General features: G+C 71.3%; 25 protein-coding genes. 18 read left to right on the top strand and 7 right to left on the bottom strand.

The features are described from left to right. The first annotated feature begins 3 nt into the window (after window positions 1–3). The gene (locus E6R18_RS05865) at window positions 4–540 is read left to right on the top strand and encodes an arginine repressor (RefSeq protein ID WP_136315772.1); all 537 of its coding nucleotides are present in this window, start codon (window positions 4–6) and stop codon (window positions 538–540) included. Window positions 541–556: 16 nt separating this feature from the next. On the opposite strand, the gene E6R18_RS05860 is transcribed toward E6R18_RS05865, so the two are convergent. Further along, a complete protein-coding gene (locus E6R18_RS05860; protein ID WP_206308223.1) occupies window positions 557–1,264 on the bottom strand; it encodes a L,D-transpeptidase family protein in 708 nt (235 codons plus the stop codon). Window positions 1,265–1,409: 145 nt separating this feature from the next. On the opposite strand from E6R18_RS05860, the gene argH reads away from it, so the two are divergent. Then, on the top strand, window positions 1,410–2,843 hold the full coding sequence (gene argH / locus E6R18_RS05855; RefSeq protein WP_240799602.1) for an argininosuccinate lyase: 1,434 nt from the start codon (window positions 1,410–1,412) through the stop codon (window positions 2,841–2,843). A gap of 66 nt (window positions 2,844–2,909) precedes the next feature. Then, complete coding sequence (locus tag E6R18_RS05850; RefSeq protein ID WP_136315770.1) at window positions 2,910–3,881, top strand: aldo/keto reductase; 972 nt, start codon at window positions 2,910–2,912, stop codon at window positions 3,879–3,881. Window positions 3,882–3,900: 19 nt separating this feature from the next. Here E6R18_RS05850 and E6R18_RS05845 read toward each other — a convergent pair whose 3' ends face one another. After that, on the bottom strand, window positions 3,901–4,422 hold the full coding sequence (locus E6R18_RS05845; RefSeq protein ID WP_136315769.1) for a hypothetical protein: 522 nt from the start codon (window positions 4,420–4,422) through the stop codon (window positions 3,901–3,903). Between the two features lie 84 nt (window positions 4,423–4,506). Between E6R18_RS05845 and E6R18_RS05840 the strand changes: the two genes are divergently transcribed. Next, a complete protein-coding gene (locus E6R18_RS05840; RefSeq protein ID WP_136315768.1) occupies window positions 4,507–5,058 on the top strand; it encodes a TetR/AcrR family transcriptional regulator in 552 nt (183 codons plus the stop codon). Continuing rightward, entirely contained in the window at window positions 5,055–6,599 is a 1,545-nt protein-coding gene (locus E6R18_RS05835) for an MFS transporter (protein WP_136315767.1), read from the top strand. The genes E6R18_RS05840 and E6R18_RS05835 overlap by 4 nt, the downstream gene beginning before the upstream one ends. Window positions 6,600–6,701: 102 nt before the next feature. Here E6R18_RS05835 and E6R18_RS05830 read toward each other — a convergent pair whose 3' ends face one another. Further along, window positions 6,702–7,373, bottom strand: a complete 672-nt coding sequence (locus E6R18_RS05830; RefSeq protein WP_136315766.1) for a lysophospholipid acyltransferase family protein — start codon at window positions 7,371–7,373, stop codon at window positions 6,702–6,704. Window positions 7,374–7,608: 235 nt separating this feature from the next. On the opposite strand from E6R18_RS05830, the gene E6R18_RS05825 reads away from it, so the two are divergent. The 3 genes from E6R18_RS05825 (at window position 7,609) to E6R18_RS05815 (ending at window position 9,981) form a co-directional block, all read left to right on the top strand. Beyond that, window positions 7,609–8,766 (top strand): glycerophosphodiester phosphodiesterase, encoded by a 1,158-nt coding sequence (locus E6R18_RS05825; protein ID WP_136315765.1) that lies wholly within the window; start codon window positions 7,609–7,611, stop codon window positions 8,764–8,766. A gap of 104 nt (window positions 8,767–8,870) precedes the next feature. Further along, window positions 8,871–9,437 (top strand): sigma-70 family RNA polymerase sigma factor, encoded by a 567-nt coding sequence (locus E6R18_RS05820; protein ID WP_136315905.1) that lies wholly within the window; start codon window positions 8,871–8,873, stop codon window positions 9,435–9,437. 37 nt (window positions 9,438–9,474) lie between these two features. Then, the gene (locus tag E6R18_RS05815) at window positions 9,475–9,981 is read left to right on the top strand and encodes a GNAT family N-acetyltransferase (RefSeq protein WP_136315764.1); all 507 of its coding nucleotides are present in this window, start codon (window positions 9,475–9,477) and stop codon (window positions 9,979–9,981) included. 24 nt (window positions 9,982–10,005) lie between these two features. Here E6R18_RS05815 and E6R18_RS05810 read toward each other — a convergent pair whose 3' ends face one another. Then, window positions 10,006–10,449: a hypothetical protein gene (locus E6R18_RS05810; RefSeq protein ID WP_136315763.1), complete on the bottom strand. Its 444-nt coding sequence runs from the start codon at window positions 10,447–10,449 to the stop codon at window positions 10,006–10,008. A 2-nt stretch (window positions 10,450–10,451) separates the two neighbouring features. Further along, window positions 10,452–10,811: a hypothetical protein gene (locus tag E6R18_RS05805; RefSeq protein WP_018556231.1), complete on the bottom strand. Its 360-nt coding sequence runs from the start codon at window positions 10,809–10,811 to the stop codon at window positions 10,452–10,454. 646 nt (window positions 10,812–11,457) lie between these two features. Here E6R18_RS05805 and E6R18_RS05800 point away from each other — a divergent pair. The 8 genes from E6R18_RS05800 (at window position 11,458) to E6R18_RS05765 (ending at window position 22,709) form a co-directional block, all read left to right on the top strand. Continuing rightward, window positions 11,458–12,513 (top strand): ATP-binding cassette domain-containing protein, encoded by a 1,056-nt coding sequence (locus E6R18_RS05800; protein ID WP_136315762.1) that lies wholly within the window; start codon window positions 11,458–11,460, stop codon window positions 12,511–12,513. Beyond that, window positions 12,510–13,178: a methionine ABC transporter permease gene (locus tag E6R18_RS05795; protein ID WP_136315761.1), complete on the top strand. Its 669-nt coding sequence runs from the start codon at window positions 12,510–12,512 to the stop codon at window positions 13,176–13,178. Before E6R18_RS05800 ends, E6R18_RS05795 begins: the two co-directional genes overlap by 4 nt. 73 nt (window positions 13,179–13,251) lie before the next feature. After that, window positions 13,252–14,106: a MetQ/NlpA family ABC transporter substrate-binding protein gene (locus E6R18_RS05790; protein ID WP_136315760.1), complete on the top strand. Its 855-nt coding sequence runs from the start codon at window positions 13,252–13,254 to the stop codon at window positions 14,104–14,106. A gap of 102 nt (window positions 14,107–14,208) precedes the next feature. Continuing rightward, on the top strand, window positions 14,209–14,886 hold the full coding sequence (locus E6R18_RS05785; protein ID WP_136315759.1) for a GNAT family N-acetyltransferase: 678 nt from the start codon (window positions 14,209–14,211) through the stop codon (window positions 14,884–14,886). 108 nt (window positions 14,887–14,994) lie between these two features. Beyond that, window positions 14,995–16,233: a precorrin-6y C5,15-methyltransferase (decarboxylating) subunit CbiE gene (cbiE, locus tag E6R18_RS05780; RefSeq protein WP_136315758.1), complete on the top strand. Its 1,239-nt coding sequence runs from the start codon at window positions 14,995–14,997 to the stop codon at window positions 16,231–16,233. Between the two features lie 332 nt (window positions 16,234–16,565). Next, complete coding sequence (cobT, locus tag E6R18_RS05775; protein ID WP_136315757.1) at window positions 16,566–20,021, top strand: nicotinate-nucleotide--dimethylbenzimidazole phosphoribosyltransferase; 3,456 nt, start codon at window positions 16,566–16,568, stop codon at window positions 20,019–20,021. Window positions 20,022–20,494: 473 nt separating this feature from the next. After that, a complete protein-coding gene (cobA, locus tag E6R18_RS05770; RefSeq protein WP_136315904.1) occupies window positions 20,495–21,745 on the top strand; it encodes a uroporphyrinogen-III C-methyltransferase in 1,251 nt (416 codons plus the stop codon). Between the two features lie 64 nt (window positions 21,746–21,809). Continuing rightward, complete coding sequence (locus E6R18_RS05765; RefSeq protein WP_136315756.1) at window positions 21,810–22,709, top strand: RNA methyltransferase; 900 nt, start codon at window positions 21,810–21,812, stop codon at window positions 22,707–22,709. A 130-nt stretch (window positions 22,710–22,839) separates the two neighbouring features. On the opposite strand, the gene E6R18_RS05760 is transcribed toward E6R18_RS05765, so the two are convergent. After that, window positions 22,840–23,535 carry a hypothetical protein gene (locus E6R18_RS05760; RefSeq protein WP_136315755.1) on the bottom strand — a complete coding sequence of 232 codons (696 nt, stop codon included), beginning with the start codon at window positions 23,533–23,535 and terminating at the stop codon, window positions 22,840–22,842. Next, window positions 23,532–24,170, bottom strand: coding sequence for a hypothetical protein (locus E6R18_RS05755; RefSeq protein ID WP_136315754.1), 639 nt, complete (start codon window positions 24,168–24,170; stop codon window positions 23,532–23,534). Before E6R18_RS05755 ends, E6R18_RS05760 begins: the two co-directional genes overlap by 4 nt. 297 nt (window positions 24,171–24,467) lie before the next feature. Between E6R18_RS05755 and E6R18_RS05750 the strand changes: the two genes are divergently transcribed. Together E6R18_RS05750 and E6R18_RS05745 are read left to right on the top strand one after the other, a co-directional pair. Continuing rightward, window positions 24,468–24,761, top strand: a complete 294-nt coding sequence (locus tag E6R18_RS05750) for a transposase (protein WP_168712284.1) — start codon at window positions 24,468–24,470, stop codon at window positions 24,759–24,761. Further along, complete coding sequence (locus tag E6R18_RS05745; protein ID WP_136315752.1) at window positions 24,758–25,504, top strand: IS3 family transposase; 747 nt, start codon at window positions 24,758–24,760, stop codon at window positions 25,502–25,504. Before E6R18_RS05750 ends, E6R18_RS05745 begins: the two co-directional genes overlap by 4 nt. Window positions 25,505–25,565 lie beyond the last annotated feature (61 nt).

Raw genomic sequence — 25,565 nt, 5'->3', positions numbered from 1 at the left:
ACGATGACCGAGGCGCAGGGATCCGAGTTCGGCGGGCCGTCCGTGCCGCAGACCCGCACGGCGCGCCACCGCCGGATCGTGGACATCCTCAACCGGCAGCCGGTGCGCTCGCAGAGCCAGCTGGCCAAGCTCCTCAGCGACGACGGACTGAGCGTCACCCAGGCGACGCTCTCCCGCGACCTGGACGAGCTGGGCGCGGTGAAGATCCGCAACACCGGGGGCGAGCTGATCTACGCGGTGCCGAGCGAGGGCGGCTTCCGCACCCCGCAGGCGCCGCTGGGCGGCTCCGCCAAGGAGGAGCGGATGCGCCGGCTCTCCGCCGAACTCCTCATCTCGGCGGAGGCGTCGGCCAACCTGGTGGTGCTGCGCACACCGCCGGGCGCCGCGCAGTTCCTCGCCTCGGCCATCGACCAGGCCGAACTGCACGACATCCTCGGCACCATCGCGGGCGACGACACGCTGATGCTGATCAGCCGCGACCCGGCCGGCGGGCAGGCGCTCGCCGACCACCTGCTGCGGCTCGCGCAGAACGAGCGCTGACGGCGGGCGACGGCCGTCAGTAGTTGGTGATCGCGGTCGTGCCGGAGACGGTGCCGATCGCGATGTGGGGGCTGCGGGCCGGATCGGCCCAGGCCAGGATGCGGTCCATCGCGTCCGCCGGTACGGAGACGCAACCGGCGGTCGCCCCGCTGCCGTTGACGTGCAGGAAGATCCCGGCGCCCCGGCCGCGTACCGGCTTGTCGTAGTTGAAGCCGACGACGAGCGCCCGGGCGTACTGCGTGGGGTACGCGGTGATCTGCTCGGACTCCGAGGCCCGGCAGTCCGAGGGCAGCGGCTCCACCCAGCGGTTGTAGTCGCGCGCCTCGTTGTCCTCGCACCACCACGAGGCGCTGCTCGCCTGCCGGTACGGGTAGCGCGTGCCGGCCGGCGCGGCCTTGACCCCGAAGGCGTACGGCAGGTCGTACAGCCCGGTCGGTGTCGTATAGGTGCTCTGCCGGCGGGTGCTGCCCTCGGTGAGCCCCTTCGAGCCGAACCGCGCGGCGGCGGTCCCGGCGGCGGTCCACTTCCCGTCGCGCAGGTCCCACCAGGTGAGCGTGCCGGTGGTGGACGAGGTGCCGTCCGCCATGGCGGTGATCAGCTGGGTGCCGCCGCCCGTGTCGGCGAGCCGTACCGGCAGCGGGGCGGTGGCCAGCGGAGGCCGGCCGGCCCCGACCACGGTGCCGAGGGCCAGTAGGACGGCGGCGGTTGTCATGAGTCTTCGCATGCCATGGACTTTAGGACGCTCGCCGCCCGCGCGCCCCGAGAACGGCTTCGATCGTGCGCCCCACTGACAGCCAGCTTTGACAAAGCATGCATAGCTCTGCATAGTTATGCCTATCAGTGATCGTGGCACTTCCGAGGAGCACGCAGTGAGCAACGGCAACGGCAACGGCGACGTACGTCTCTGGGGCGCCCGCTTCGCCGATGGCCCGGCCGAGGCGCTGGCCCGGCTGTCCGCGTCCGTCCACTTCGACTGGCGGCTCGCGCCGTACGACATCGCCGGCTCCCGTGCCCACGCCCGCGTCCTCAACAAGGCGGGCCTCCTCACCGAGGACGAGCTGACGCGGATGATCGCGGGCCTGGACCAGCTGGAGGCGGACGTCGCCGACGGCTCCTTCAGCGGCACCATCGCCGACGAGGACGTCCACACCGCCCTGGAGCGCGGCCTGCTGGAGCGGCTCGGCCCCGACCTCGGCGGCAAGCTGCGCGCCGGCCGGTCCCGGAACGACCAGATCGCCACGCTCTTCCGGATGTACCTGCGCGACCACGCCCGCACCATCGGCTCCCTGATCGCCGACCTCCAGGACGTCCTGGTCGGCCTCGCCGAGGCGCACCCGGACGTGGCCATGCCCGGCCGTACGCACCTCCAGCACGCGCAGCCGGTGCTCTTCGCCCACCACGTCCTGGCCCACGCCCAGTCCCTGTCCCGGGACGCGGAGCGGCTGCGGCAGTGGGACGAGCGGACCGCCGTCTCCCCGTACGGCTCCGGCGCGCTCGCCGGCTCCTCGCTCGGCCTGGACCCGGAGGCGGTCGCCGCCGACCTCGGCTTCGAGCGCGGTTCGGTGGGCAACTCCATCGACGGCACGGCGTCCCGGGACTTCGTCGCCGAGTTCGCGTTCGTCACCGCGATGATCGGCGTCAACCTCTCCCGGATCGCCGAGGAGATCATCATCTGGAACACGAAGGAGTTCTCCTTCGTCACCCTGCACGACGCCTTCTCCACCGGCTCCTCGATCATGCCGCAGAAGAAGAACCCCGACATCGCCGAACTGGCCCGGGGCAAGTCGGGGCGGCTCATCGGCAACCTGACCGGCCTCATGGCCACGCTCAAGGCCCTGCCGCTCGCGTACAACCGAGACCTCCAGGAGGACAAGGAGCCGGTCTTCGACTCCTGCGACCAGCTGGAGGTCCTGCTCCCCGCCTTCACCGGCATGATGGCCACGCTCACCGTCAACCGCGCGCGCATGGAGGAGCTGGCCCCGGCCGGCTTCTCGCTCGCCACCGACATCGCCGAGTGGCTGGTCAAGAAGGGCGTGCCCTTCCGCGTCGCGCACGAGGTCGCCGGCGAGTGCGTCAAGGAGTGCGAGCACCACGGCATCGAGCTGGACGAGCTGACCGACGAGCAGTTCGCCAAGATCTCCGATCACCTGACCCCGGAGGTCCGCTCCGTCCTCAACGTGGCCGGTGCGCTCGCCTCCCGCAGCGGCCGCGGCGGCACCGCCCCCTCGGCCGTCGCCGTCCAGCTCGCCGAGGTCAAGGCGGACCTCGCCGTCCAGCACGCCTGGGCGGACGCGCGCAAGTAGCCGGCCGCGCATCGCGGGCTACGTTGGAGGGTAGGCGCGTGTCCTGCCGACGACGAGGAGCCCGCGATGCCGTTCGCCCGACTTTCCGCAGCGACCACCCCGACCGCCCACATCGGGCTCGGCCTGGCCGCCGTCGGCAGGCCCGGCTACATCAACCTCCACCGCGACCGCGACCTGCCCGGCGACCGCTCGCCCGGCGCCCTGCGCGACCGTACGCACGAACTCCTCGACGCCGCCTACGCGCAGGGCGTCCGCTACTTCGACGCGGCCCGCTCCTACGGCCGCGCCGAGGAGTTCCTCGCCGAGTGGCTGACGGCGCGTCCGGAGGCGGACGACGTCGTCGTCGGGAGCAAGTGGGGCTACACCTACACCGCCGACTGGAGCGCCGACGCCGAGGCGCACGAGGTCAAGGACCACTCCCTCGCCGCGTTCGAACGCCAGCGCGCCGAGAGCGCCGCGCTGCTCGGCGACCGGCTCGACCTCTACCAGATCCACTCGGTGACCCCCGACAGCCCGGCGCTCACCGACAAGGAACTGCACGCCCGCCTCGCCGAGCTGGCCGCCCAGGGCGTCAGTGTGGGCCTGTCCACCAGCGGCCCCGCCCAGGCCGACGCGATCCTGGCCGCCCTCGCCGTCACGGTCGACGGCGCACCCCTCTTCCGTACCGTCCAGGCCACCTACAACGCGCTGGAGACCTCGGCGGGCACCGCGCTCGCCGAGGCCCACGCGGCCGGTCTCACCGTCATCGTCAAGGAGGCCATGGCCAACGGCCGGCTCGCAGGCACCCAGGCGCCCGCCGTGGTGCGGGAGATCGCCGGCGAGGAGGGGCTCGGCAGCGACGCGGTCGCGCTGGCCCTGGTGCTGCACCAGCCCTGGGCCGGTGTCGTGCTGTCCGGGGCGGCCACCGTGGGCCAGCTCTCCGGCAACCTCCACGCGGCCGTCCTCGGTCTGGACGAGGAGCGGCGCGCCCAGCTGGACGCCCTGGTGGAGGAGCCGGAGGCGTACTGGCGCCACCGCGCGTCGCTCCCGTGGAGCTGACGCTTCCCGGGGCAGGCGTTCAGGCGTTGTCCTCCCGGCCGTCCGCCCAGGCGGCCAGGGCGTCGAAGTCGGTGGGCGCCAGTCCGACGGCGGGGTCGATCCACCGCAGCAGGCTGTCCCCGGCGGGCGGCCGTCCGGCGACCCACTCCCGGTCCCGGTCGCTGATCTCGTCGCCGATCGACGCGAACGGCGGCCCGGCCGCGTACGCGACCACGTACCGCGTCTTCCGGTAAGTCCCCTCCGGCGCGGGGCCGTGCATCTGCGGCCAGTCGATGAACGGCAGCCGGGGCAGCCCGATCCGCGGGCCGATCCACTCGTTCGCCTCGTCCTTCCAGGTCGTCGCCCGGACCAGCTCGTAGCGCCCGACCAGGGCCAGGAGCCGTGCGCCGTGCGCGGGGTCGAGCAGGACGGGCAGGGCGGGGCCCGCGGTCCACCCGGTCGGCCGCATGCGGTGGCGGGTGTATCCCGGCGGAGGCCGGTGGCCGGAGAGCGCCGCGTATGGATTGAGCGGACCGTCAACGTCGATCAGCAGCGGCTTCATGACGCCATGGTCCCCGGACGCGACGGCAGGGGCGAGCACATTTCCGGTGAGACGATTATGTCTCAAATGGGTTAGGGTCGTCTCATGACTCTTGATCGTGAGCAGGTGCTGCGCAGTGCCGCGGCCCTGCTGACCCGCAAATCCACCGCCACCATGGACGAGGTCGCCAAGGCTGCCGGTATCGGCCGCGCCACCCTGCACCGGCACTTCGCCGGCCGGGACGCCCTGGTCAGGGCCCTGGAAGAGCTCGGCATCCAGGAGTTCGGCGCCGCGCTCGACGCCGCCGCGATGGACGAGGGTACGTCGGAGGAGGCGCTGCGCCGGTTCGTCGTCGCCGTCGAGCCGAGCGCCGGGCTGCTGTCCTTCCTCGTGACCGAGAATCAGCTCTTCGAGGGCGACGACCAGAACGCCGGCTGGGACCGGCTGGACGCCCGCGTCGCCGCCTTCTTCCGGCGCGGCCAGGAGCGCGGCGAGTTCCGCATCGACCTGACCCCGGCCTGGCTGACCGAAGCCCTCTACGGGCTCATCGGCAGCGGGGCGTGGGCCGTTCAGGCGGGCCGGGTGGCCGCGCGGGACTTCCCGTACATGATCGCCGAGTTGCTGCTCGGCGGCGCACGCCGGAGCGTGGAGCAATGAGCAGCGCCGAACAGCACCCGGAGCCCGCCCCCGAGACGCACCGCCCCGGGCGATGGATCGCGCTGGCCGTCCTGGTCCTCGCCGTCCTGCTGGTGGCCGTCGACGCCACCGTGCTGGGCCTGGCGACCCCGTTCCTCAGCGAGGACCTCGAACCGACCGGCACCCAGCTGCTCTGGATCGGTGACGTCTACTCCTTCGTCATCGCCGGACTCCTGGTCTCCATGGGCAGCCTCGGCGACCGCATCGGCCGCAAGAAGCTGCTGCTGTGCGGCGCCACCGCCTTCGGCGCGGTCTCGGTGCTCAACGCCTACGCGCACACGCCCGAGATGATGATCGTGGCGCGGGCCCTGCTCGGCGTCGCCGGCGCCACCCTGATGCCCTCCACCCTCGCCCTGATCCGCAACCTCTTCCACGACCCCCGCGAGCGGAGCCTCGCCATCGGCATCTGGGGCGCGATGGCCTCGGCCGGCGCCGCCGTCGGGCCCGTGGTCGGCGGCTTCCTCCTGGAGCACTTCTGGTGGGGCTCGGTCTTCCTGATCAACCTGCCGGTGATGGCGGTGCTGGTGGTCGTCGGGATCAAGATGATCCCCGAGTCGAAGAACCCGGCGCCCGGCCCCTGGGACCTGCCGAGCGTCGGGCTCTCCCTGGTCGGCATGTTCGCGGTCGTCTACGCCGTCAAGGAGCTGGCCGCGCACGGCGGCGGCTGGAAGGTCGCGCTCGTGGGCGTCGCCGGGCTGCTGGCGCTCGTCTGGTTCGTACGCCGGCAGTTCCGGCTCCCCGCGCCCCTGCTCGACATGCGCCTCTTCCACCACCGGGGCTTCTCCGGCGCGGTCCTCGCCGACCTGCTGACCATCCTCGGCCTGTCCGGCCTGGTCTTCTTCCTCTCCCAGTTCCTGCAACTGGTCCAGGGGCGCGGGCCGCTGGAGGCGGGGCTCGCCGAACTGCCCGCGGCCGTCGGCGCGGTCACCGCGGGCCTGCTGGCCGGCACGGTCGCCCGCCGGTTCACCGTACGGGTGGTGGTGGCCGGCGGGCTCGGCGCGATCGGCGTGGCGCTGGCCGCGGTCGCAGCCGTGCACCGGGACACGGCCTACCCGCTGATCGGCGCGCTGCTCCTGATCGTCGGCGTGGGCGCGGGCTTCGCGTTCACCGTGACCTCCGACGTGATCCTCTCCAGCGTCCCCAAGGAGCACGCGGGCTCGGCCTCCGCGGTCTCCGAGACGGCGTACGAACTCGGCGCCGCCCTCGGCATCGCCCTGCTCGGCTCCATCGTGACCGGCGCCTACCAGAGCTTCACCGACCCGCCCGGCACCCCGCCCGCCGTCTCATCGGCCGCCCACGAATCGCTCGGCGGCGCGGTCGAGTCCTCGCACCTGCTGCCGCCGCACGAGGCGGCCGGGCTGGTCTCCTCCGCCCAGGACGCCTTCGTCGACGGGCTGCACCTCGCCTCGGTCGTCGGAGCCGTCGTCCTCCTGGCCACGGCGGCCGCCGCCTGGTTCCTGCTGCGCGGGCAGGAGCTGGAGGAGGGCATCGTGCACGAGTAGCGCCCGGATCACCCGACCGGTCAGCGGCCGGTCGGGTGATCCGGAAAGACGACAGGGCCCGTCCCCCAGCCGGGGGACGGGCCCTGTCGTGCGGCGGGCGGATCAGGCCGCCTTCGCCTTCGTCGCATACATGTCGACGTACTCCTGGCCGGACAGCCGCATCACCTCGGCCATCACGGAGTCGGTCACCGCCCGCAGCACATAGCGGTCGCGGTCCATGCCCTCGTAGCGCGAGAACTCCATCGGCTCACCGAAGCGCACCGTGACCTTGCCCGGCCGGGGCAGACCCGAGCCGCCCGGCTGGAGCTTGTCCGTGCCGATCATCGCGAACGGCACCACCGGCGCACCCGTCATCAGCGTCAGCCGCGCGATGCCCGTACGGCCCCGGTAGAGCCGGCCGTCGGGGGAGCGGGTGCCCTCCGGGTAGATCGCGAAGGCCCTGCCCTCCTCCAGGATCCGGCGGCCCGTCATCAGCGCCGCGACCCCGCCGCGCCCGCCGTCGCGGTCCACCGGGATCATGCCCACGCCCGTGAAGAACCAGGCCATCAGCCGGCCCTTGAGCCCCTTGCCCGTGACGTACTCGTCCTTGCCGATGAAGAACACCGGACGGTCGCAGCAGATCGGCATGATCATCGAGTCGATGAACGTCAGGTGGTTGCCCGCCAGGATCACCGGCCCGGTCCCCGGGATGTTCTCGATGCCTTCCATCCGCGGACGGAACATCAGGCGCAGGATCGGTCCGAGCACTGCCTTGATGAGTGCGAGTCGGGACAACGCTTCCTCCGGTGTAGTGGCCGGGCCGGCCGAGGCGACGGATGGAGAGGCTCCATGCAGGTGAGGACGATACTCGCGGGTACTCGCCGAGCGCACATCGGGTTCACACGGCGGATACACCGTGTCGACACGTGTTTGCGTCATGTTCGCCCAGGTGCCGCCCCCACGACCGTACCGCTGCCTACGCTCGGTCCTCGCCCGACAGGTGCCGTACATCACATGCGAGGAGCATTCAATGGCAGAGCGCGCGCAGGCCGCACCGGGACGACGGACCGTCATCGGAGCGGGGGCGGCGGTACTCACGACCGCCGCCCTGGGCGTCACCACAACGGCGCAGGCGGCCGACAAGTCCGGCCGGCCCGGCGGCGGCCACCGCCTCGACCTGCCGGTCCCGACGGTCATCGGCCACCGGGGCACCAGCGGCTACCGCCCCGAACACACGCTGGGCTCCTACCAGCTCGCGCTCGACATGGGCGCGCACATCATCGAGCAGGACCTCGTGCCCACCCGTGACGGCCACCTCGTCTGCCGTCACGAGAACGACATCACCGCCACCACCGATGTCTCCGCGCACCCCGAGTTCGCGAACCGCAGGACGGTGAAGACGGTCGACGGCGTCTCCCTCACCGGCTGGTTCACCGAGGACTTCACCCTCGCCGAACTGAAGACGCTGCGCGCCAAGGAGCGCATCCCGGCCAACCGCCAGAAGAACACCCTCTACGACGGCCGCTGGGAGATCCCCACCTTCGAGGAGGTCCTGCGCTGGGCCGACCGCGAGGGCCGGCGCCGCTCCAAGCCGGTCTGGCTGTACGTCGAGACCAAGCACCCCACCTACTTCCGCGGCCTCGGCCTCGGCCTGGAGGAGCCGCTCGCCAAACTGCTGCGCCGCTACGGCCGGCACCGCGCGCAGTCGCCGCTGATCCTCCAGTCCTTCGAGCCCGGCAGCATCCAGCGCCTGGCGAAGCTCGTCGCGAGCCCGCGCATCGTCCTGCTCTCCGGCACGGGCACACGCCCCTGGGACTTCGAGGTCTCCGGCGACCCGCGCACCACCGACGACCTGGTGAAGCCGGCCGGCCTGAAGTGGATGGCGTCCTTCGCGCAGGGCATCGGCCCCACCCTGGACCTGATCATCCCCAAGGACGCCTCGGGCCGGCTCGCCGCACCCACCACCCTGGTGCGCGACGCCCACGCCCAGGGCCTCATCCTGCACCCGTACACCATGCGCAACGAGAACACCTTCCTGCCCGCCGACTTCCGGCGCGGTACGGACCCCAACGCGTACGGCGACGCGTTCGGCGCCTTCGCCGCGTACTTCGCGACCGGGATCGACGGGATCTTCTCCGACAACCCGGACACCGCTCTGCTCGCGGCGGCGGATTTCGCCAGGCAGTAGCGGCAGGCCCCGACCCGGCGTCAGCACCCGTCCGGTGCGGCCCCGGTCGGGTGGTGACCGCTCCGTTCACCGGCCGGCGGCCCGCCCAGGGCGTCGGCTGGGCCATGAACCGTGTCGATCTTCGCCAGGCACCTCCCGTCCACGGCCGCCTCGTCCTCGTCCGCGCCCTGCACCCGCTGGTCAGGGCCGAGGCGAGGGCGGAGGCCGCCTCGTCCGCGACCGGGGCCGCCATCGATCCCGCCGACCTCGAACAGGCCGTCTGTGTACGGCTCCTGGAGGGGTCGGCGCGCCAGGGACCGCCCGCCGACCCCGCCCGCCGGGTGCGCGACACCGTACGGGCCGAGGCGCGCAGGGCCCGCCGCACCGCCCAGCGCGAGCGCCCCTACCGCGACGACCGCGCCCCCGACCCGGCCGGCGGTCCGGAACGCGCCGCCCTCGGCGCCGACCAGCGCCGGATGCTGCGCACCGCGATGGAGCGCCTGCCCGCCGGTTGTGCCCGCTTACTGGTCGCGATGTTCGCGTCCACCGATCGCAGCTACCGTCACATCGCAGGGGAGTTGGGTATGTCACAGGGGAGTTTGGGCCCCATGCGTTCCCGATGCCTTGGATGTCTGCGCAGAATGCTCGCGGCGGAGGTTGTAGCTCCTGAACTGCGGGGAAAGGAGCGGTAGACAACCGGCGGATCAGGTGAGCGGGAGGCATGCGCACATGGGCATGAGCGTGATCATCTCTGCGGCGGGCGCACAGGACGCCGAAGAGATTCTGAAGCTTCAGTACCTCTGTTTCCAGAGCGAGGCGGAGCTGTACGGGAATTACCGCATCGACCCGCTCGTCCAGACCCTCGACTCGGTGCGCGCCGAGATCGCGGAGAACCTGGTGTACGTGGCGCGGCTCGGCGACGAGGTCGTCGGCTCGGTGCGGGGATCGACGGACCCGGAGGGCACGGGCCGGATCGGCAAGCTCTGCGTCCATCCCCGGCTGCGCGGCCACGGCCTCGGCGCCCGGCTACTGCGCGCGGCGGAGGCGGGCCTCGCCGACGAGCACGCGGCCACCCGCTTCCGGCTGCACACCGGCCACCGCAGCGAGAGCAACCTGCGGCTCTACCGGCGTGCGGGATACGCCGCCGTGGGCAACACGACCGGCGACGACGGGGTCATGATGATCCTGCTGGAGAAGGAGGCACCGGCGCCGACCGCCTACGTGGCCAGCGCGTAGCCGTACAGGTGCCGCGCCCCGCCGTTACGCGGTCCGGGCGCGGCGCAGCCACATCATCCCGGTCACCGGCAGGATGACCGGGATGAACAGGTAGTCCCGGCCGCAGTAGGACCAGACGGTGGCGTCGGCGAACGCGGACGGCTCCACCAGCGTCCAGATCCCCACGATGAGCACCCCGGCCAACTCCGCCGCACAGCACACCAGGGCCGTGCGGCGCGCCCGCTCGCCGCCGCGCACCAGCGAGTACGTGATGAAGCCGTAGACGACCGCGGCGACGGCCGAGAGCAGATAGGCGAGGGGGGCGCGGCCGAAGTCCAGGATGATCTGGACGATCGAGCGGGAGGCCGCCGCCACGGTGAACACGCCGTAGAACCAGACCAGGACGCGCCCCGGTCCGGTGCCGAGGTCGAAGGGCCGCTTCTCGCCGTCGGCCGTCGCTGGGGTGCGGTCGGTGTCGGTGTCGGTCACGGTCAGCTTCCCCAGATGTCGTAGAGCCGTACTTCGAGGACGGCCAGGACGACCGCGCCCGCCGCCACCGTCACCGAACCCCACCGGGTCCGCTCGCTCAGCGACAGGAACCCCGCCGCCGGCACGGCGAGGAAGGCCCCGGCCAGATACGCGATGAAGATGGTCATGCCCTGCTCCGGCCGCTCGCCGCGGGCCAGCTGCACGATCCCCACCACCAGCTGCGCCAGGGCCAGCAGCGAGACCACGGCCATGCCCATGAAGTGCCAGTCCTTGGTGGGCTGGTCCCGGTAGGCGGCGAATCCGCACCAGGCGGCAAGGGCGAGGGCGGCCACGCCGACCGCGATCGTCAGGGCGTCAAGCATGAGCCGAGGGTATTACGGGACGCCCGGCCCGCCGCGTGCGCCCCCGCGCAGGAAGGACCCGCGACCCGGGGCAGGCAGGACCCGCGACCCGGTGGCCCTGCCGTGGGCGGGTACGGACGGGCGACCGTGGCCTTGACCACAGCGTGCGGCGCGCCCGGGCATCCCGGAAGCGGCATCACCGGCCACTCGTAGGGCACATCCGTGCAGGTCAGAGCGGTTTGGCCGGAATTCGCCGACCAATACCGGCCACCCGTACCGCACCGTCCACGCCTGTCCGCTATCCGGACAACCGGTCCGGGCGGAGCGTTACGTCTGTTTTACTGGGGCCCATGACCACGACGAGCAGCCGCACCCTTGCGACCGAGGCGATCACGACGCCCGGTGCTCGTTGTATGTGTCGAATGCGCGCCTTCTGAGGGCCCACGACCGAGCCTCGCGCCCCGAAGCGAGACCCACTCCCGGCCGCCGTCCGCACCCAGCGGAACGAGCCCGTACGGGCACCCGGCCCCGCGGCCACCGCCGCGCCCGGCCGCCCCGGGAACCCGCTCGGAACGTCCGATCGAAACGTCCGGATCAGTCTTCCCGGACGCATGCCCCGTGCCCGGCGGACACCGCGCCGCGCACTCGACAGTGACGGAAAACCCCTGTGATCACCACGACGGGCCTCACGAAGGTCTACCAGTCGCGCGACCGCGAGGTCACCGCCCTGGACGGCGTCGACCTGCACGTCCGCGAGGGCGAGGTGTACGGCGTCGTCGGCCGCAGCGGCGCCGGCAAGTCCTCCCTGATCCGCTGCGTCAACCTCCTGGAGCGCCCCACCTCCGGCACCGTGACCGTGGCCGGCCGGGACCTCACCGCCCTCGCGGGCCGGGGCCGCCGCGCCGGCAGGGAACTGCGCGAGGCGCGCAGCCGCATCGGCATGGTCTTCCAGCACTTCAACCTGCTGGCCTCCCGCACCGTCCAGCGCAACATCGAACTCCCGCTGGAGATCCTCGGCGTCACCGGACGCGAACGGTCCCGCAAGGCCCTCGAACTCCTCGACCTGGTCGGCCTCGCCGACAAGGCCAAGTCCTACCCGGGCCAGCTCTCCGGCGGCCAGAAGCAGCGCGTCGGCATCGCCCGCGCCCTCGCCGGCGACCCCAAGGTGCTCCTCTCCGACGAGGCGACCTCCGCCCTGGACCCCGAGACCACCCGCTCCATCCTCCAGCTGCTGCGCGACCTCAACCAGCAGCTCGGCCTCACCGTCCTGCTCATCACCCACGAGATGGACGTCGTCAAGACCATCTGCGACTCCGCAGCCCTGATGCAGAAGGGCCGCATCGTCGAGTCCGGCACCGTCGGCGAACTCCTCGCCACCCCCGGCTCCGAGCTGGCCCACGAGCTGTTCCCGGTGGGCGGCACCGCCTCCGGACCCGACCGCACGGTGGTCGACGTCACCTTCCACGGCGACGCCGCCGCCCGCCCGGTGATCTCGCAGCTCTCCCGTACGTACAACATCGACATCTCGATCCTGGGCGCCGCGATGGACACCGTCGGCGGCAAGCAGATCGGCCGCATGCGCATCGAACTGCCCGGCCGGTTCGAGGAGAACGTCGTCCCGATCGGCTTCCTGCGCGAGCAGGGCCTCCAGGCCGAGCCGGTGGACGCCGCGACCGTGCCCGTGCCCGCCCCCGCACCGCTCACCGAGGAGGTGGCGAAGTGACCTGGTCCGAAATGCAGCCGCTGCTCACGCAGGGAACCGTCGACACCCTCTACATGGTGCTGTGGTCGGCCCTCGTCACCGTCCTGGTCGGGCTGCCGCTCGGCGTCCTGCTGGTCCTCACCGACAAGGGCGGGCTCCTGCAGAACACCCCGGTGAACAAGATCGTCGGCGTGATCGTGAACATCGGGCGCTCGCTGCCCTTCATCATCCTGCTGATCGCCCTGATCCCGTTCACCACCTGGGTCGTCGGCACCTTCATCGGCCCCACCGCGATGATCGTGCCGCTCGCCGTCGGCGCCATCCCGTTCTTCGCCCGGCTGGTCGAGACGGCGGTGCGCGAGGTCGACCACGGACTCGTGGAAGCCGTCCAGTCCATGGGCGGCTCCATCCCGACGATCGTCCGCAAGGTCCTGCTCCCGCAGGCCCTGCCGTCCCTGGTCTCCGGCATCACCACCACCGTCATCGTGCTCATCGGCTACTCCGCGATGGCCGGCGCGGTCGGCGGCGAAGGGCTCGGCTCCAAGGCCGTCACCTACGGATTCCAGCGCTTCGACAACCGGTTCATGCTCATCACCGTCGCGCTGCTCATCGTCATCGTGACCGCCGTCCAGCTGATCGGCGACGTGGCCGTCCGCCTGCTGGCCCGCCGCGGCCGCACCACCTGAGACCTCCCGTCACCACGAGCCCGCACTCCTTGTCCGGGCGCACCACCATCACCACCTGAAAGAGGCACTTTTCGTGCGTACCGCCATCAAGTACACCGCCACCGCCGCCGCGACCGCCGCCCTCGCCCTCGGCCTCACCGCCTGCGGCACGGACTCCGACCCGGCGTCCAAGAGCGGCACCGCCGACAGCTCCAAGGCCCTCGTCGTCGCCGCGTCCCCGACGCCGCACGCCGACATCCTCGGCTTCGTCAAGAAGAACCTCGCCGACAAGGCCGGCCTCAAGCTGGAGGTCAAGGAGTTCACGGACTACGTCCTGCCGAACACCGCCACCGAGACCGGCCAGGTCGACGCCAACTTCTTCCAGCACCAGCCCTACCTGGACGACTTCAACCAGAAGAACGACACCCACCTGGTCTCCGTCGGCACCGTCCACCTGGAACCCCTCGGCCTCTACTCCAAGAAGGTCAAGGGCCTCGACGGCATCAAGTCCGGCCAGACCATCGCCGTCCCCAACGACACCACCAACGAGGGCCGCGCGCTCCAGCTGCTCGCCGAGAACAACCTCATCACCCTCAAGGACGGCGTCGGCACCAGCGCCAAGCTGAGCGACATCACCGACAAGAAGGGCCTGAAGTTCAAGGAGCTGGAGGCCGCCACGGTCCCGCGTGCCCTGAACGACGTGGACGCCGCCGTCATCAACGGCAACTACGCCATCGAGGCCAAGCTCAAGCCGGCCGACGACGCCCTCGTCCTGGAGAAGGCCGACGGCAACCCGTACGCCAACATCATCGCCGTGAAGAAGGGCAACGAGAAGGACGCCCGCGTCCTCAAGCTCGTGAAGCTCCTCCACTCCGACGAGGTCAAGAAGTTCATCGAGGACACCTACCAGGGCTCGGTCATCCCGGCCTTCGGTGACACCAAGTCCTGATCCGCACACGGCACTTGCCCGACGAGCCCCGCACACCCCGCCCCGGGGGTGCGGGGCTCCGCCGTACCGACCCGGCCATGCAAGCCCTCCCGGTGATGCTGCATGCTGTGCATTCACACGGTCTTCGGCATGGAGCTGCGCATGACTTCCACCTTCCCGGACATCTCCATCAGCACGGACCGGTTGGTGCTGCGCCCATTCGACATGGCGGACATCCCCGCGTACATCGAGATGATGAACGACGAACTCGTCACCGCCTGGACCGACGCCCCCCACCCCTACACCCAGGTCGACGCCGAACGCTGGGTGCGCAGGATCGCTCCTGCACACCGCACCAAGGGCGACGGAATCGCCCTGGCCGTCACCGAGTTCCTCACCCAGCGCCTCGTCGGCTCGGTACGGCTGCACCACACCGACTGGCGCACCCTGGCCACCGAAGCCGACTACATCACCGCGCCCTGGGCCCGCGGCGAGGGATACGCCACCGAATCCGTCCTCGCCCTCGCCCAGTGGCTCTTCGGCGACCAGGGCTTCGAGCGCATCGAACTGCGCACCGCCGCCGACAACACCGCCTCCCAGCAGGTCGCGCAGAAGCTCGGCTGCATCAGCGAGGGCGTCCTGCGCAACGCCCGCATAGCGCGCTCACAGACCGAGGACGGAGGATGGACCGACATCAGGACCGACCTGATCGTCTGGGGCCTGCTCCCCGAAGACCTCGAAGGCGTCGCCGAGCAGCTCGCCGACGCCGGCGGGTACGGCACCTACAACGACTGGCACTGACCGGCCCCGGGGCTCCGGCCCAGCACCGGCGGGGACCGGGTAACCTCACCCTGCCGCCCCGGGCAACCCGCCCCCCGCCCGCGACGAATCCAGGAGACTGACACCAAGATGGCCGACCGGGTCACAGTGATCGGCTGGGACGGCTCACCGCTGACCAGAGCGGCCACCGCCGCACTCTCGGCCGCCACCCTGGTGGCCGGCGCCGCCCACCACCTCGCACTGCCGGAAGTGCCCCGGGACGCGGAACACATCCGCCTCGGCTCGATCGACCTCGCCGCCCGCCGGATCGCCGGCCACCGCGGCAGCGCCGTCGTCCTCGCCGACGGCGACCCCGGCTTCTTCGGCGTCGTCCGCACCCTGCGCGCCCGCGAACACGGCCTGGAGGTCGAGGTGGTCCCGGCCGTCTCCTCCGTCGCCACCGCCTTCGCCCGGGCCGGCATGCCGTGGGAGGACGCCCAGACGGTCGTCGCCCACCCCCGCACCCTGCGCCGCGCCGTGAACGTCTGCCGCGCCCACCACAAAGTCGCCGTCCTCACCTCGCCCGGCGCCGGACCCGCCGAACTCGCCCTGCTCCTCGAAGGCGTCCACCGCACCTTCGTCATCTGCGAGCAGCTGGGCACCGACCGCGAACAGGTCACCGTCGTCACCTCCGACACGGCAGCCGACCACGTCTGGCGCGACCCCAACGTCGTCATCGTCATCGGCGGCGGCCCCGAGCAGCAGGCCGAGGGCACCTGGATCGCCGGCCGCCACCCCGCCCGCCCCCGGGGCGTACGCGGCTGGGCCCTGCCCGTCGGCGCCTACCCGGACCCGGACGCCCGCCCGGCGGGGGAGAGCGGCGAGGGCGAGGGCCCGGTCCTGCGCGCCGCCCAGCTCGCCCACCTCGGCCCCCGCACCGGCGACCTGCTCTGGGACATCGGCTCCGGCGGCGGCGCCCTGTCCGTGGAGGCGGCCCGGTTCGGCGCGGCGGTCCTGGCCGTCGACAGCGACCCCGCCGCCTGCGCCCGCACCACCGCGGCCGCCCGCGCCTTCGGCGTCCAGCTCCAGGTCGTCGAGGGCCGCGCCCCGCACGTGCTGGAGCGGCTGCCCGAACCCGACGTCGTACGCATCGGTGGCGGCGGCGTCCCCGTCGCCACCGCCGTCGCCGACCGCCGCCCGGAGCGGATCGTCACCCACGCCTCGACCCGCGACGAGGCCGAGGCCCTGGGCGCCGCCCTGGCCGAGAACGGCTATACGGTCGCCTGCTCGCTCCTCCAGTCCGTCGAACTCGACACGGCCGCATGGGCGGAGCGCGAACGCACGGTCGTGTTTCTGCTCTCCGCACTGCGTTCGGACCTTGCCCCCTGACCCGTCCGCACACGGTGCGGGGTAGGCTGGCCGATCGTCGCACCGCTCCGGGACGTTCGTCGTTTCGTTCGTCAATGTCCGGAAAAGGGGACCGTTTTGGCCCTCGCTGTGGTACGGCAGAACCCTGGGACGCGCAACGTGGCGCAGTCCACAGCGAGCCGTGGCGAAATGACCTGCCGCGGCAACGAACGACCGCGAGAATGCAGGATGTCCGCGACCGATTCGTGCCGCGCGGCGCGCCCGCTCGTTCCACTGGACGAGCACCGGCGTGCCGTGTTCGGGCGTCCCGGGCGAAGGGCCGAAGGAGCACTGACGATGGGCGAGGGGAACGCATGAGTGACACCGGCCGGATCCCGGGCGAGGGACTGCCGGAGAACGCAGGCATGGTGGAGCAGCCGGGAGCCCCCGCCCCCGACTCCTACACCTACCTCGAACCCTCCGCGCACACGCCCGAGGACGACGACCTCCTGCTGATGCCGAGCGCGCAGGGCGCCTGGGGCGAGCCCCAGCCCGCCCCGGCCCCCGGCCCCTACACGGACGGTACGGGCGCGCAGGGCGGCTACCAGCCGGCGCAGGCCCCGCAGCAGCACGCCCAGGGCCCCGTCCAGCTCCAGGATCAGGTCCCGGCGTACGCGATGCAGCAGGCCGCCGCCGAGCCGCTGCCGGAGACCGGCCAGGGCGCCCACGAGTCCGGTGGCCGCGATTCCGGCTCCGTCGACCTCGGCGCCGTACGCATCCCCTCGCCCGCCCCCGCAGCCGCCCCGCAGCCCCAGGCGCCCGCGCGCCGCCCGCTGCACCGCGGCCCGGCCTCGCCCGAGCCGTCCTACGGCGGTACGTCGGGCGCCGGCGTGGTCCGCTCGCTCGCCGACCGGGGTCCGGCCGGAGCCCCTCAGGCCCCGTCCCAGGCTCCCGCCCCGTCCGCCGCCCGCCACGCGGGCCCGGCGACCGCTGAACCCGAGTACTTCGAGCCCCCGCTCCCGGGCCCCCAGCTCGGCGAGATCCCCCCGCAGGACACGCACCAGTGGACCGCCCAGCCGGCGGCTCCCGAGCCCGTGGCCCAGGCCCCCGCAGCAGAAACGGTCGTCCCGGAGCCGGTGGCCGCCGAAGCGGCGGAGCCGGCCGCGGTGGCGGAGGCCCCCGCGGCGGTGGCCCCGCCGGTGGACCGGCCGGCCGTGGCCGAGGCGCCGGTGGTCGTGGAGCCGGCCCCCGTGCAGGAGGAAGCCGTACCCGTGGTCCCCGCGCCGGCGGCCGAGCAGTCGATACAGCCCGAGGCCGTGGCCCCGGCGCCGGTCGCCGAGCCCACGGCCACGGAGCTGGAGCCCGAGCAGGAGCCGGAGGTCATCGAGACCCCGGACCTCGGCGGTGAGGCGGAGCCGGAGACCCTGCCCGTGGCGGAGCCGGTCCAGCCGGAGCCGGAAGCGCCGCCCACGGCCGTTGCGCCGGAGCCGGTGGCCGAAACCCCGGCCGCAGAGGCGCCGGAGGCAGCGGTGGCCCCGGAGACGGCTGAGGCCATTGAGGTTCCTGTGACCTCTGTGACCCCTGTGACCCCTGTGACCCCTGAGGTCCCTGAGGTCCCGGAGGCCGCTGTGGTCATCGGGTCTCCCGAGGCTGAGGCTGCCGAGACCGCCGAGGCCACGGCGGCTCCCGAGGTCGAGGCCGTCGCCAGCCCTGAGGCTGCCGCAGCTCCTGAGGCCGCAGAGACCGCCGAAGCGCCTGAGACCCTGGTTGCCGCCGAGGCTGCCGAAACACCTGAGCCCGCCGAGGCCATGGCGCCCGCCGAGGCGCCCCAGCCCGCAGAAGCAGAGGTTCCGGAAGCGGCTACCGAGGTTTCCGAGACCCCCGCCGTGCCGGAGGCACCGGCAGCAGCCGAGGCCCCGGAGAGCCCCCGGACAGACGAGACCGGCCCCGAGCCCGCGTCCGTGCCCGACCCCGGACCCGAGCCCGTATCCGCACCCGAGCCCGTATCCGCACCCGAGTCCGTATCCGAGCCCGTATCCGCACCCGAGTCCGCGCCCCGGCCTGAGGCGGCGGAGCAGGAGGAGACGCCTGCCGCCGCGCCGCCCGCGCCCGGGTACGACGACGCGGAGCGGGAGGCGGTCCTGCGGGTCATGCGGGAGCGCCGCGACATCCGCAACGGCTTCCGCGGCGACCCCATCCCGCACGAGGTGCTGCTGCGCGTCCTGGAAGCGGCACACACCGCGCCCAGCGTGGGGCACTCGCAGCCGTGGGACTTCGTGGTGATCCGGTCGGCGGAGACGCGCCGCTCGATGCACGAGCTGGCGCAGCAGCAGCGGGAGGCGTACGCCAAATCGCTGCCGAAGGCCCGGGCGAAGCAGTTCAAGGAACTGAAGATCGAGGCGATCCTCGACACACCGGTCAACATCGTCGTGACCGCGGACCCGACGCGGGGCGGCCGCCACACGCTGGGCCGGCACACGCAGCCGCAGATGGCCCCGTACTCCTCGGCGCTGGCCGTGGAGAACCTGTGGCTGGCGGCGCGAGCCGAGGGCCTGGGCGTCGGCTGGGTGAGCTTCTTCGACGAGCGCGAGATGGTGCGGGCGCTGGGACTGCCGGAACACCTGGAGGTCGTGGCGTACCTGTGTGTGGGGTACGTGGACGAGTTCCCGGAGGACCCCGAGCTGATGCAGACGGGCTGGTCGAAGAGGCGGCCGCTGTCGTGGGTCGTGCACGAGGAGACGTACGGCCGCCGTGCGCTGCCCGGCGAGGCGCCGCACGACCTGCTGCAGGAGACGATCTCCAACATCCGGCCCCTGGACGCCAAGGCGCTGGGCGAGGCGTGGGAGCGCCAGAAGCGGATGACCAAACCGGCCGGCGCGCTCGGCATGCTGGAGATCATCTCGGCGCAGCTGTCCGGGCTGTCCCGGATGTGCCCGCCGCCGATCCCCGAGCCCGCGGCCGTCGCGGTCTTCGCGGGTGACCACGGGGTGCACGCGCAGGGCGTCACGGCGTGGCCGCAGGAGGTCACGGGCCAGATGATCGCGAACATGCTCGGCGGCGGGGCGGTCTGCAACGCCTTCGCGGCGCAGGTCGGCGCCGAGGTGTGCGTGGTGGACGTCGGCGCGGTCGCGGAACTGCCCGCGATGCCCGGCCTGCTGCCCCGCAAGGTGCGGGCCGGTACGGCGGACTTCACGACGGGCCCCGCGCTCACCCGCGAGGAGGTCCACGCGGCGATCGAGGTCGGCATCGAGACCGCGCGCGATCTGGTCGCGGCGGGCAACAAAGCCCTGCTGACCGGTGAGATGGGCATCGCCAACACGACGGCGTCGGCGGCCCTGATCTGCGTGTACACGGGGATGGACGCGGCCGAGGTGACGGGCCGGGGCACGGGCATCAACGACGAGATGCACGCCCGCAAGATCGACGTGGTGCGCCGCGCCCTCGAACTGCACCAGCCGGACCCGGCGGACCCGATCGGCGTCCTGTCGGCGGTCGGTGGCCTGGAGCACGCGGCGATGGCCGGGTTCCTGCTGGGCGGGGCGTCGCTCCGCACGCCGGTGATCCTCGACGGCGTGAGCGCGGGTGCGGCCGCCCTGGTGGCCCGTGCGATCGCCCCGGAGGCCCTGGCGGCCTGCATCGCGGGCCACCGCAGCGCCGAGCCGGGCCACGTGGCAGCCCTCAACAAGCTGGGCCTGCGCCCCCTGGTCGACCTCGACCTCCGCCTCGGCGAGGGGACCGGCGCCCTGCTGGCCCTCCCGATCGTGCAGAGCGCGGCCCGTGCGATGCACGAGGTGGCGACGTTCGACTCGGCAGGCGTAACGGAGAAGTAGCCGCGGCCGTGGGGGTTCGGGGGCGCTGCCCCCGAACCCCCGCGCCTCAATCGCCGGAGAGGCTCGGAGATCCAGCCCCGCCGGCGTTTGAGGCGCGGGGTCCGGGGCGGAGCCCCGAAACCCCAGCCCCTCCGGCGCTTGAGGCGCGGGGTCCGGGGCGGAGCCCCGAAACCCAGCCCCGCCGGCGCTTGAGGCGCGGGGCCCGGGGCAGCGCCCCGGTTACGGGAAGGGGCGGGGAGGGGAACGCCCGCCGCAGGCGTCCCACCCCCACCCACCCACCCACCGCACCCGCACCCCCCACCGCACCCGCACCCCCCACCGCACCCGCACCCCCCACCGCACCCGCACCCCCCACCGCACCCGCGCCCCCCACGCACCCGCACCCCACCCCGTATCGTGAACCCCGCACATCACAGCCGCTCCACCGCCGCAGCGGCCGCGCACCCCGCATCGCACGAGGAGCCCGCACCGCCATGGCCGAGCACGCCGATCGCCCCGCTTACCCCGTCGGACTGCGCCTGAGCGGGCGCCGCGTAGTCGTCGTCGGCGGCGGCCAGGTCGCGCAGCGCCGCCTCCCCGCCCTCATCGCGGCCGGAGCCGACATCGTCCTCGTGTCCCCGTCCGCCACCGCGTCCGTCGAGGCGATGGCCGACGCCGGCGAGATCCGCTGGGAGCGCCGCCCGTACGCCGAAGGCGACCTGACCGACACCTGGTACGCGCTCATCGCGACCGACGACCCGGTCGCCAACGACGCCGCGTCCGCCGAGGCCGAGCGCACCCGCACCTGGTGCGTCCGCAGCGACGACGCGGAAGCCGCCACCGCCTGGACCCCGGCCACCGGCCGCAGCGAGGGCGTGACCGTCGCCGTGCTCACCGCGGGTGCGCACGGCCGCGACCCGCGCCACTCGGCCGCCGTCCGCGACGCGATCGTCGAGGGCCTGCGCGACGGCAGCATCGCCGCCCCGCACCACCGCACCCGGACCGCCGGCGTCGCCCTGGTCGGCGGCGGCCCCGGCGACCCCGACCTGATCACCGTCCGCGGCCGCCGCCTCCTCGCCGAGGCGGACGTCGTCATCGCCGACCGGCTCGGCCCGCGCGACCTGCTGGACGAACTCCCGCCGCACGTCGAGGTGATCGACGCCGCGAAGATCCCGTACGGCCGCTACATGGCGCAGGAGGCCATCAACAACGCCCTGATCGAGCACGCCAAGGCGGGCAAGGCGGTCGTCCGGCTCAAGGGCGGCGACCCGTTCGTCTTCGGCCGGGGCATGGAGGAGGCTCAGGCGCTCGCCGCCGAGGGCATCCCGTGCACGGTCGTCCCCGGCATCTCCAGCTCGATCTCGGTGCCCGGCGCGGCCGGCATCCCCGTCACCCACCGCGGCGTCGCCCACGAGTTCACCGTGGTCAGCGGCCATGTCGCCCCCGACGACGAGCGTTCGCTGGTCGACTGGGCGGCCGTCGCCCGGCTGCGCGGCACCCTGGTGCTCCTGATGGCCGTCGACAAGATCGGTGCCATCGCCCGCGCACTCGTCGAGCACGGCAGGTCCCCCGAGACCCCGGTCGCGCTCGTCCAGGAAGGGACGACGGCCGCCCAGCGCCGCGTCGACGCGACGCTCGCGACCGTCGCCGAGCGCGTGGTCGCCGAGGATGTACGCCCGCCCGCCGTCATCGTCATCGGCGATGTCGTCGCGGTAGGCCCGGCCACCGCACCGACCGCCAGGTAACCAGCGGTAACGGATCTCCTCCAGACCGTTGGCAGCACACACCGGACAAGGCAGTATCAAAACCGTGGCTGATCTCATCACCGTCGACGACCCCGACGACCCCCGCCTGAGCGACTACACCGGCCTGACCGATGTGGAACTGCGGCGCAGAAGGGAGCCCGCCGAGGGCCTCTTCATCGCCGAGGGGGAGAAGGTGATCAGACGCGCCCGGCACGCCGGGTACGAGATGCGCTCCATGCTGCTCTCGGCGAAGTGGGTCGACCTGATGCGCGACGTCATCGACGAGGTCCCGGCCCCCGTGTACGCGGTAAGCCCGGAGCTCGCCGAACGCGTCACCGGCTACCACGTGCACCGCGGCGCCCTCGCCTCCATGCAGCGCAAGCCCCTGCCGACCGCCGACGAACTGCTGCGCACCGCCCGCCGGGTGGTCGTCATGGAGGCCGTCAACGACCACACCAACATCGGCGCGATGTTGCCTTTGGGTCTACAAGAGCGTGCTGGTCAACGTCGTATCGCGATCTTCGAGGATATCGTTGATCATGCCAATCTGGGTGCCGCTTTCCGCAACGCGGCGGCTCTGGGAGTGGAGGCCGTGTTCCTCACTCCGCGCTGTGCCGACCCCCTCTATAGGCGGGCTGTAAAGGTGTCCATGGGGGCTGTCCTGTCGGTTCCGTATGCCAGGTTCGAGTCATGGCCACATGACGCCGAAGTCGTCCGGCAAGAAGGCTTCGTGCTCGCGGCTCTCGCCCTCTCGCCGAACTCCATCACGCTCGACGAGCTCGCCGGTCGCCGCTACGAGAAGCTCGCCCTGATGCTGGGTACGGAGGGGGAGGGGCTGTCGGCCGGAGCGCTACAGGCCGCCGACGAGCATGTACGCATCCCGATGGATGCCGGTGTCGACTCATTGAACGTAGCCGCTGCCTCAGCTGTCGCCTTCTACGCCACCCGGCCCACCGAGGTATGAACCGCCCTGGACCTCCTAGCGGTCCATCCCACGGCGACCCCGCCCACGTATGACACGGTTCCGAACCGCAGGCGGCCGCCGCTCCCGCCAAGGTAGGCGGCAGCGGCGGCATCCACCTCAGACGCTCAGATCAGCGCAGCGCCAGTATGGCAAGCGTCAGAAGGGCCGTGGCCCCGGACCAGCTGAGTGTCCGCACAATGACCCCACCGCCAGAGATGCGGCCCACACCTGTCCCATCCCTGCGTAGCAGCGAGGACGGCTCTGACCAAAGGTAGGCCAGTACGCCCATGCCGAGAAGCACACCTAGGCCAAGCCAGTAGCCGGCGCTGACAGCTCGTAGGGAATGCCGCAGGCAGATGTCCGCGAGCACCGCAAGAAACGCTGCCAGGACCGCCCACTTGAGCCACGTCGGTTCGATCAACCGCCAATAGAGGACAGGGATTGCCACGGACAGGCCGCCGAGGCGCGCCAGTGGATCGACCGAGTCGAAGGAGATTTCTTTTCCCGGGGTCCCGAGAGAGGACCGAACCAGGTCCGCGAAATCCTGCTCATCACCCAGCCCGTCGAACCGGTGGCTGAGTTCCTTTTCACCCAGCAACCCTGTGGACCATCGTGCCCGAACTTCTGTGGGGGACACATAGACCACATGCATCGACGTCGCACGCCCGTTGCTAAAGTCACGCGACAGCTCAGACATGCCAACTTCTTGAGGGAAGACAGAGGACATCGCAGCCAGAAATCCCAACAAGAGCACCAGAATGGTGCTTATGCGAAGGGCTCTGAGCAACGGAAATTTATGCACGGTATACTTCACCACCGCCTTCACTCCGTCACCGTAACAGTCCAGTAGTACGTCTGGTGCAGATTAGCCATCTGTCGACCCTGTGCAACGTCAGGCCAGAAGTGGGTCAAAGAATGCATCCCTGTTGCATTGTATGCAGCAAAGGCAACTGTGAAGCTCCTGTTTTGCTTATCTACGTTAATCACCTGGTGCACCTGGTCGTAAGATCCAAAGAATGCTTCTGGCGTCGAGGCGCCGTGCTGTCCGTCTGTAAGCATCCCCGTAATATCTCGGAGGATATTCGACTTCGGGTCCTTACGTTTCGATACGCCGCCCAGTTTGGCATCCGGATCATTCGGGCTGATGTCATACCCAGCACCAGAGATTTTCTTCTGCAGCTCGGCGAGCAACTCCGTTGAGTACTTATTGCCAGCCAACTGCTGCGTGAGGAGACTCCCGGCACCGAAAGTTCGAACCCCACCCTTCCCGTTAAGCCACTCGTTGAGCAAGTCATTCCAGGTTGCGGTCGACCCAGTTTTCGCCATGTCTGCACAGCCTGCAGCAGCCCCGGAGGTCACCATCGCGCCTTCGACGCACTTCGAGTTACCAGCCACTGTCAAAACATATTTCCGAAGCTCTTTCGCGAGACTTTGATAAAGCGATCCCTGATGCCCCTTCATCAGTTTCCCTAGAGCTGAAAGCGCATCTTGACACGTCTTATCGCACCCCCCGGACTCACTGTTGGTGGTGCCGCTGACATCTCCTGAGTCGCCACTGTCGGAGCCACCCTTGTCCCCGGAGGTGTCTCCCTCGGTGGAGCCCCCGCCACAGTCACACATGGGCAGGAGCATCAGGCCGGTGGGGTCGCTGTAGGTGGTGGGGTTGTTGTTGCTGTAGGTGTATCCGTTGATTGGGGTTTGCCCGCGTTTGTGGACATCTCTTGAGGGTCAGATCGTGGGATCTGGCATGGAGGTGTCGTGGTGGGTACAGCCCGGTATTCGGAAGAGTTCAAGCAGGACGCGATCAAGCTGGTGGCCTCCACCGGCCGGTCCATCAACTCGGTGGCCAAGGACCTTGGTGTCAACACCGAGTCCCTGCGGAAATGGGTACGTACGGCCGAAGCCGCCCAGGTCGGCGGGGGTGGTGAGCCGATGACTCCGGCGGAGCGTGAGGAGCTGAAGCGGCTGCGTAAGCAGGTGCGTGAGCTGGAGCTCGAGAAGGAGATCCTGAAGAAGGCGGCGCAGTATTTTGCGAAGGAGATGGGTCGATGACCGGCCGCTGGCGGTTCATCTCCGACCACCACATGGAGTACGGCATACAGCGGCTGTGCAGAATCTTCGGGGTCTCTCGGTCCGGCTTCTACCGCTGGCGGGCCGCCGGGCCTGACCGGGCGGCCAGGGCGGCGGCGGAGGAGGCGCTGACCGAACGGATCCGCGGCATTCACACCGGGACCAACGGCGCCTACGGTGTTCCCCGGATCACGCGTGAGCTGCGGGAATCAGGTCCGGTGGTGAACCACAAGCGGGTCGCCAGGCTGATGCGCGCCGCCGGAATCGCCGGCCGCCACCTACGTAAGGGAAAACGCACCACGGTGCAGGACGCGCGAGCGCCCAAAGCACCCGATCTGGTGAAACGCGACTTCACCGCATCCAGAACAGACGTGCGCTGGTGCGGCGACATTACCTACCTGCCGGTCGGGAACGCCTGGGTGTATCTGGCGACCGTCATCGACATGCACTCGCGGCGGGTGGTCGGCTGGTCCATGGCCGAGCACATGCGGGCCGATCTGGTCATCAATGCGATCGAGGCAGCTGTCGCCACCCGTGGCGGATCTGTCGATGGCGTGGTATTTCACTCGGATCGCGGCACGCAATATACATCGGACGCCTTCGCCGCTGCATGTCGCAGACACGGAATTCGCCGCTCCATGGGCCGAGTTGGGTCCAGCTACGACTGTCAGTCTGTTCGTACCGGATCCCGCAAGGATCGGGTAGTCCCGGCCGTGACGGTCTGACTCTTGCTTACGACCGACCCCACGGGTGTCCTGGCGTTGATCTGTCGACCGTCCGGCCGGG

The organism is Streptomyces sp. A1277 (assembly GCF_004795015.1).
GTDB lineage: Bacteria > Actinomycetota > Actinomycetes > Streptomycetales > Streptomycetaceae > Streptomyces.
Note: the sequence above shows the minus strand (reverse complement) of the source record. Positions and strands in the feature narration are given on the sequence as shown.

Coding starts and splice junctions, on each gene's coding strand:
- E6R18_RS05860 (WP_206308223.1), bottom strand. CDS start 1,264: ATGCGAAGACTCATGACAACCGCCGCCGTCCTACTGGCCCTCGGCACC.
- E6R18_RS05755 (WP_136315754.1), bottom strand. CDS start 24,170: ATGAAGGGGCATCAGGGATCGCTTTATCAAAGTCTCGCGAAAGAGCTT.
- E6R18_RS05825 (WP_136315765.1), top strand. CDS start 7,609: ATGGCAGAGCGCGCGCAGGCCGCACCGGGACGACGGACCGTCATCGGA.
- E6R18_RS05865 (WP_136315772.1), top strand. CDS start 4: ATGACCGAGGCGCAGGGATCCGAGTTCGGCGGGCCGTCCGTGCCGCAG.
- cobT (WP_136315757.1), top strand. CDS start 16,566: ATGAGTGACACCGGCCGGATCCCGGGCGAGGGACTGCCGGAGAACGCA.
- E6R18_RS05840 (WP_136315768.1), top strand. CDS start 4,507: ATGACTCTTGATCGTGAGCAGGTGCTGCGCAGTGCCGCGGCCCTGCTG.
- cbiE (WP_136315758.1), top strand. CDS start 14,995: ATGGCCGACCGGGTCACAGTGATCGGCTGGGACGGCTCACCGCTGACC.
- E6R18_RS05820 (WP_136315905.1), top strand. CDS start 8,871: ATGAACCGTGTCGATCTTCGCCAGGCACCTCCCGTCCACGGCCGCCTC.
- E6R18_RS05785 (WP_136315759.1), top strand. CDS start 14,209: ATGCTGTGCATTCACACGGTCTTCGGCATGGAGCTGCGCATGACTTCC.
- cobA (WP_136315904.1), top strand. CDS start 20,495: ATGGCCGAGCACGCCGATCGCCCCGCTTACCCCGTCGGACTGCGCCTG.
- E6R18_RS05815 (WP_136315764.1), top strand. CDS start 9,475: ATGGGCATGAGCGTGATCATCTCTGCGGCGGGCGCACAGGACGCCGAA.
- E6R18_RS05835 (WP_136315767.1), top strand. CDS start 5,055: ATGAGCAGCGCCGAACAGCACCCGGAGCCCGCCCCCGAGACGCACCGC.
- E6R18_RS05850 (WP_136315770.1), top strand. CDS start 2,910: ATGCCGTTCGCCCGACTTTCCGCAGCGACCACCCCGACCGCCCACATC.
- E6R18_RS05745 (WP_136315752.1), top strand. CDS start 24,758: ATGACCGGCCGCTGGCGGTTCATCTCCGACCACCACATGGAGTACGGC.
- E6R18_RS05845 (WP_136315769.1), bottom strand. CDS start 4,422: ATGAAGCCGCTGCTGATCGACGTTGACGGTCCGCTCAATCCATACGCG.
- E6R18_RS05805 (WP_018556231.1), bottom strand. CDS start 10,811: ATGCTTGACGCCCTGACGATCGCGGTCGGCGTGGCCGCCCTCGCCCTT.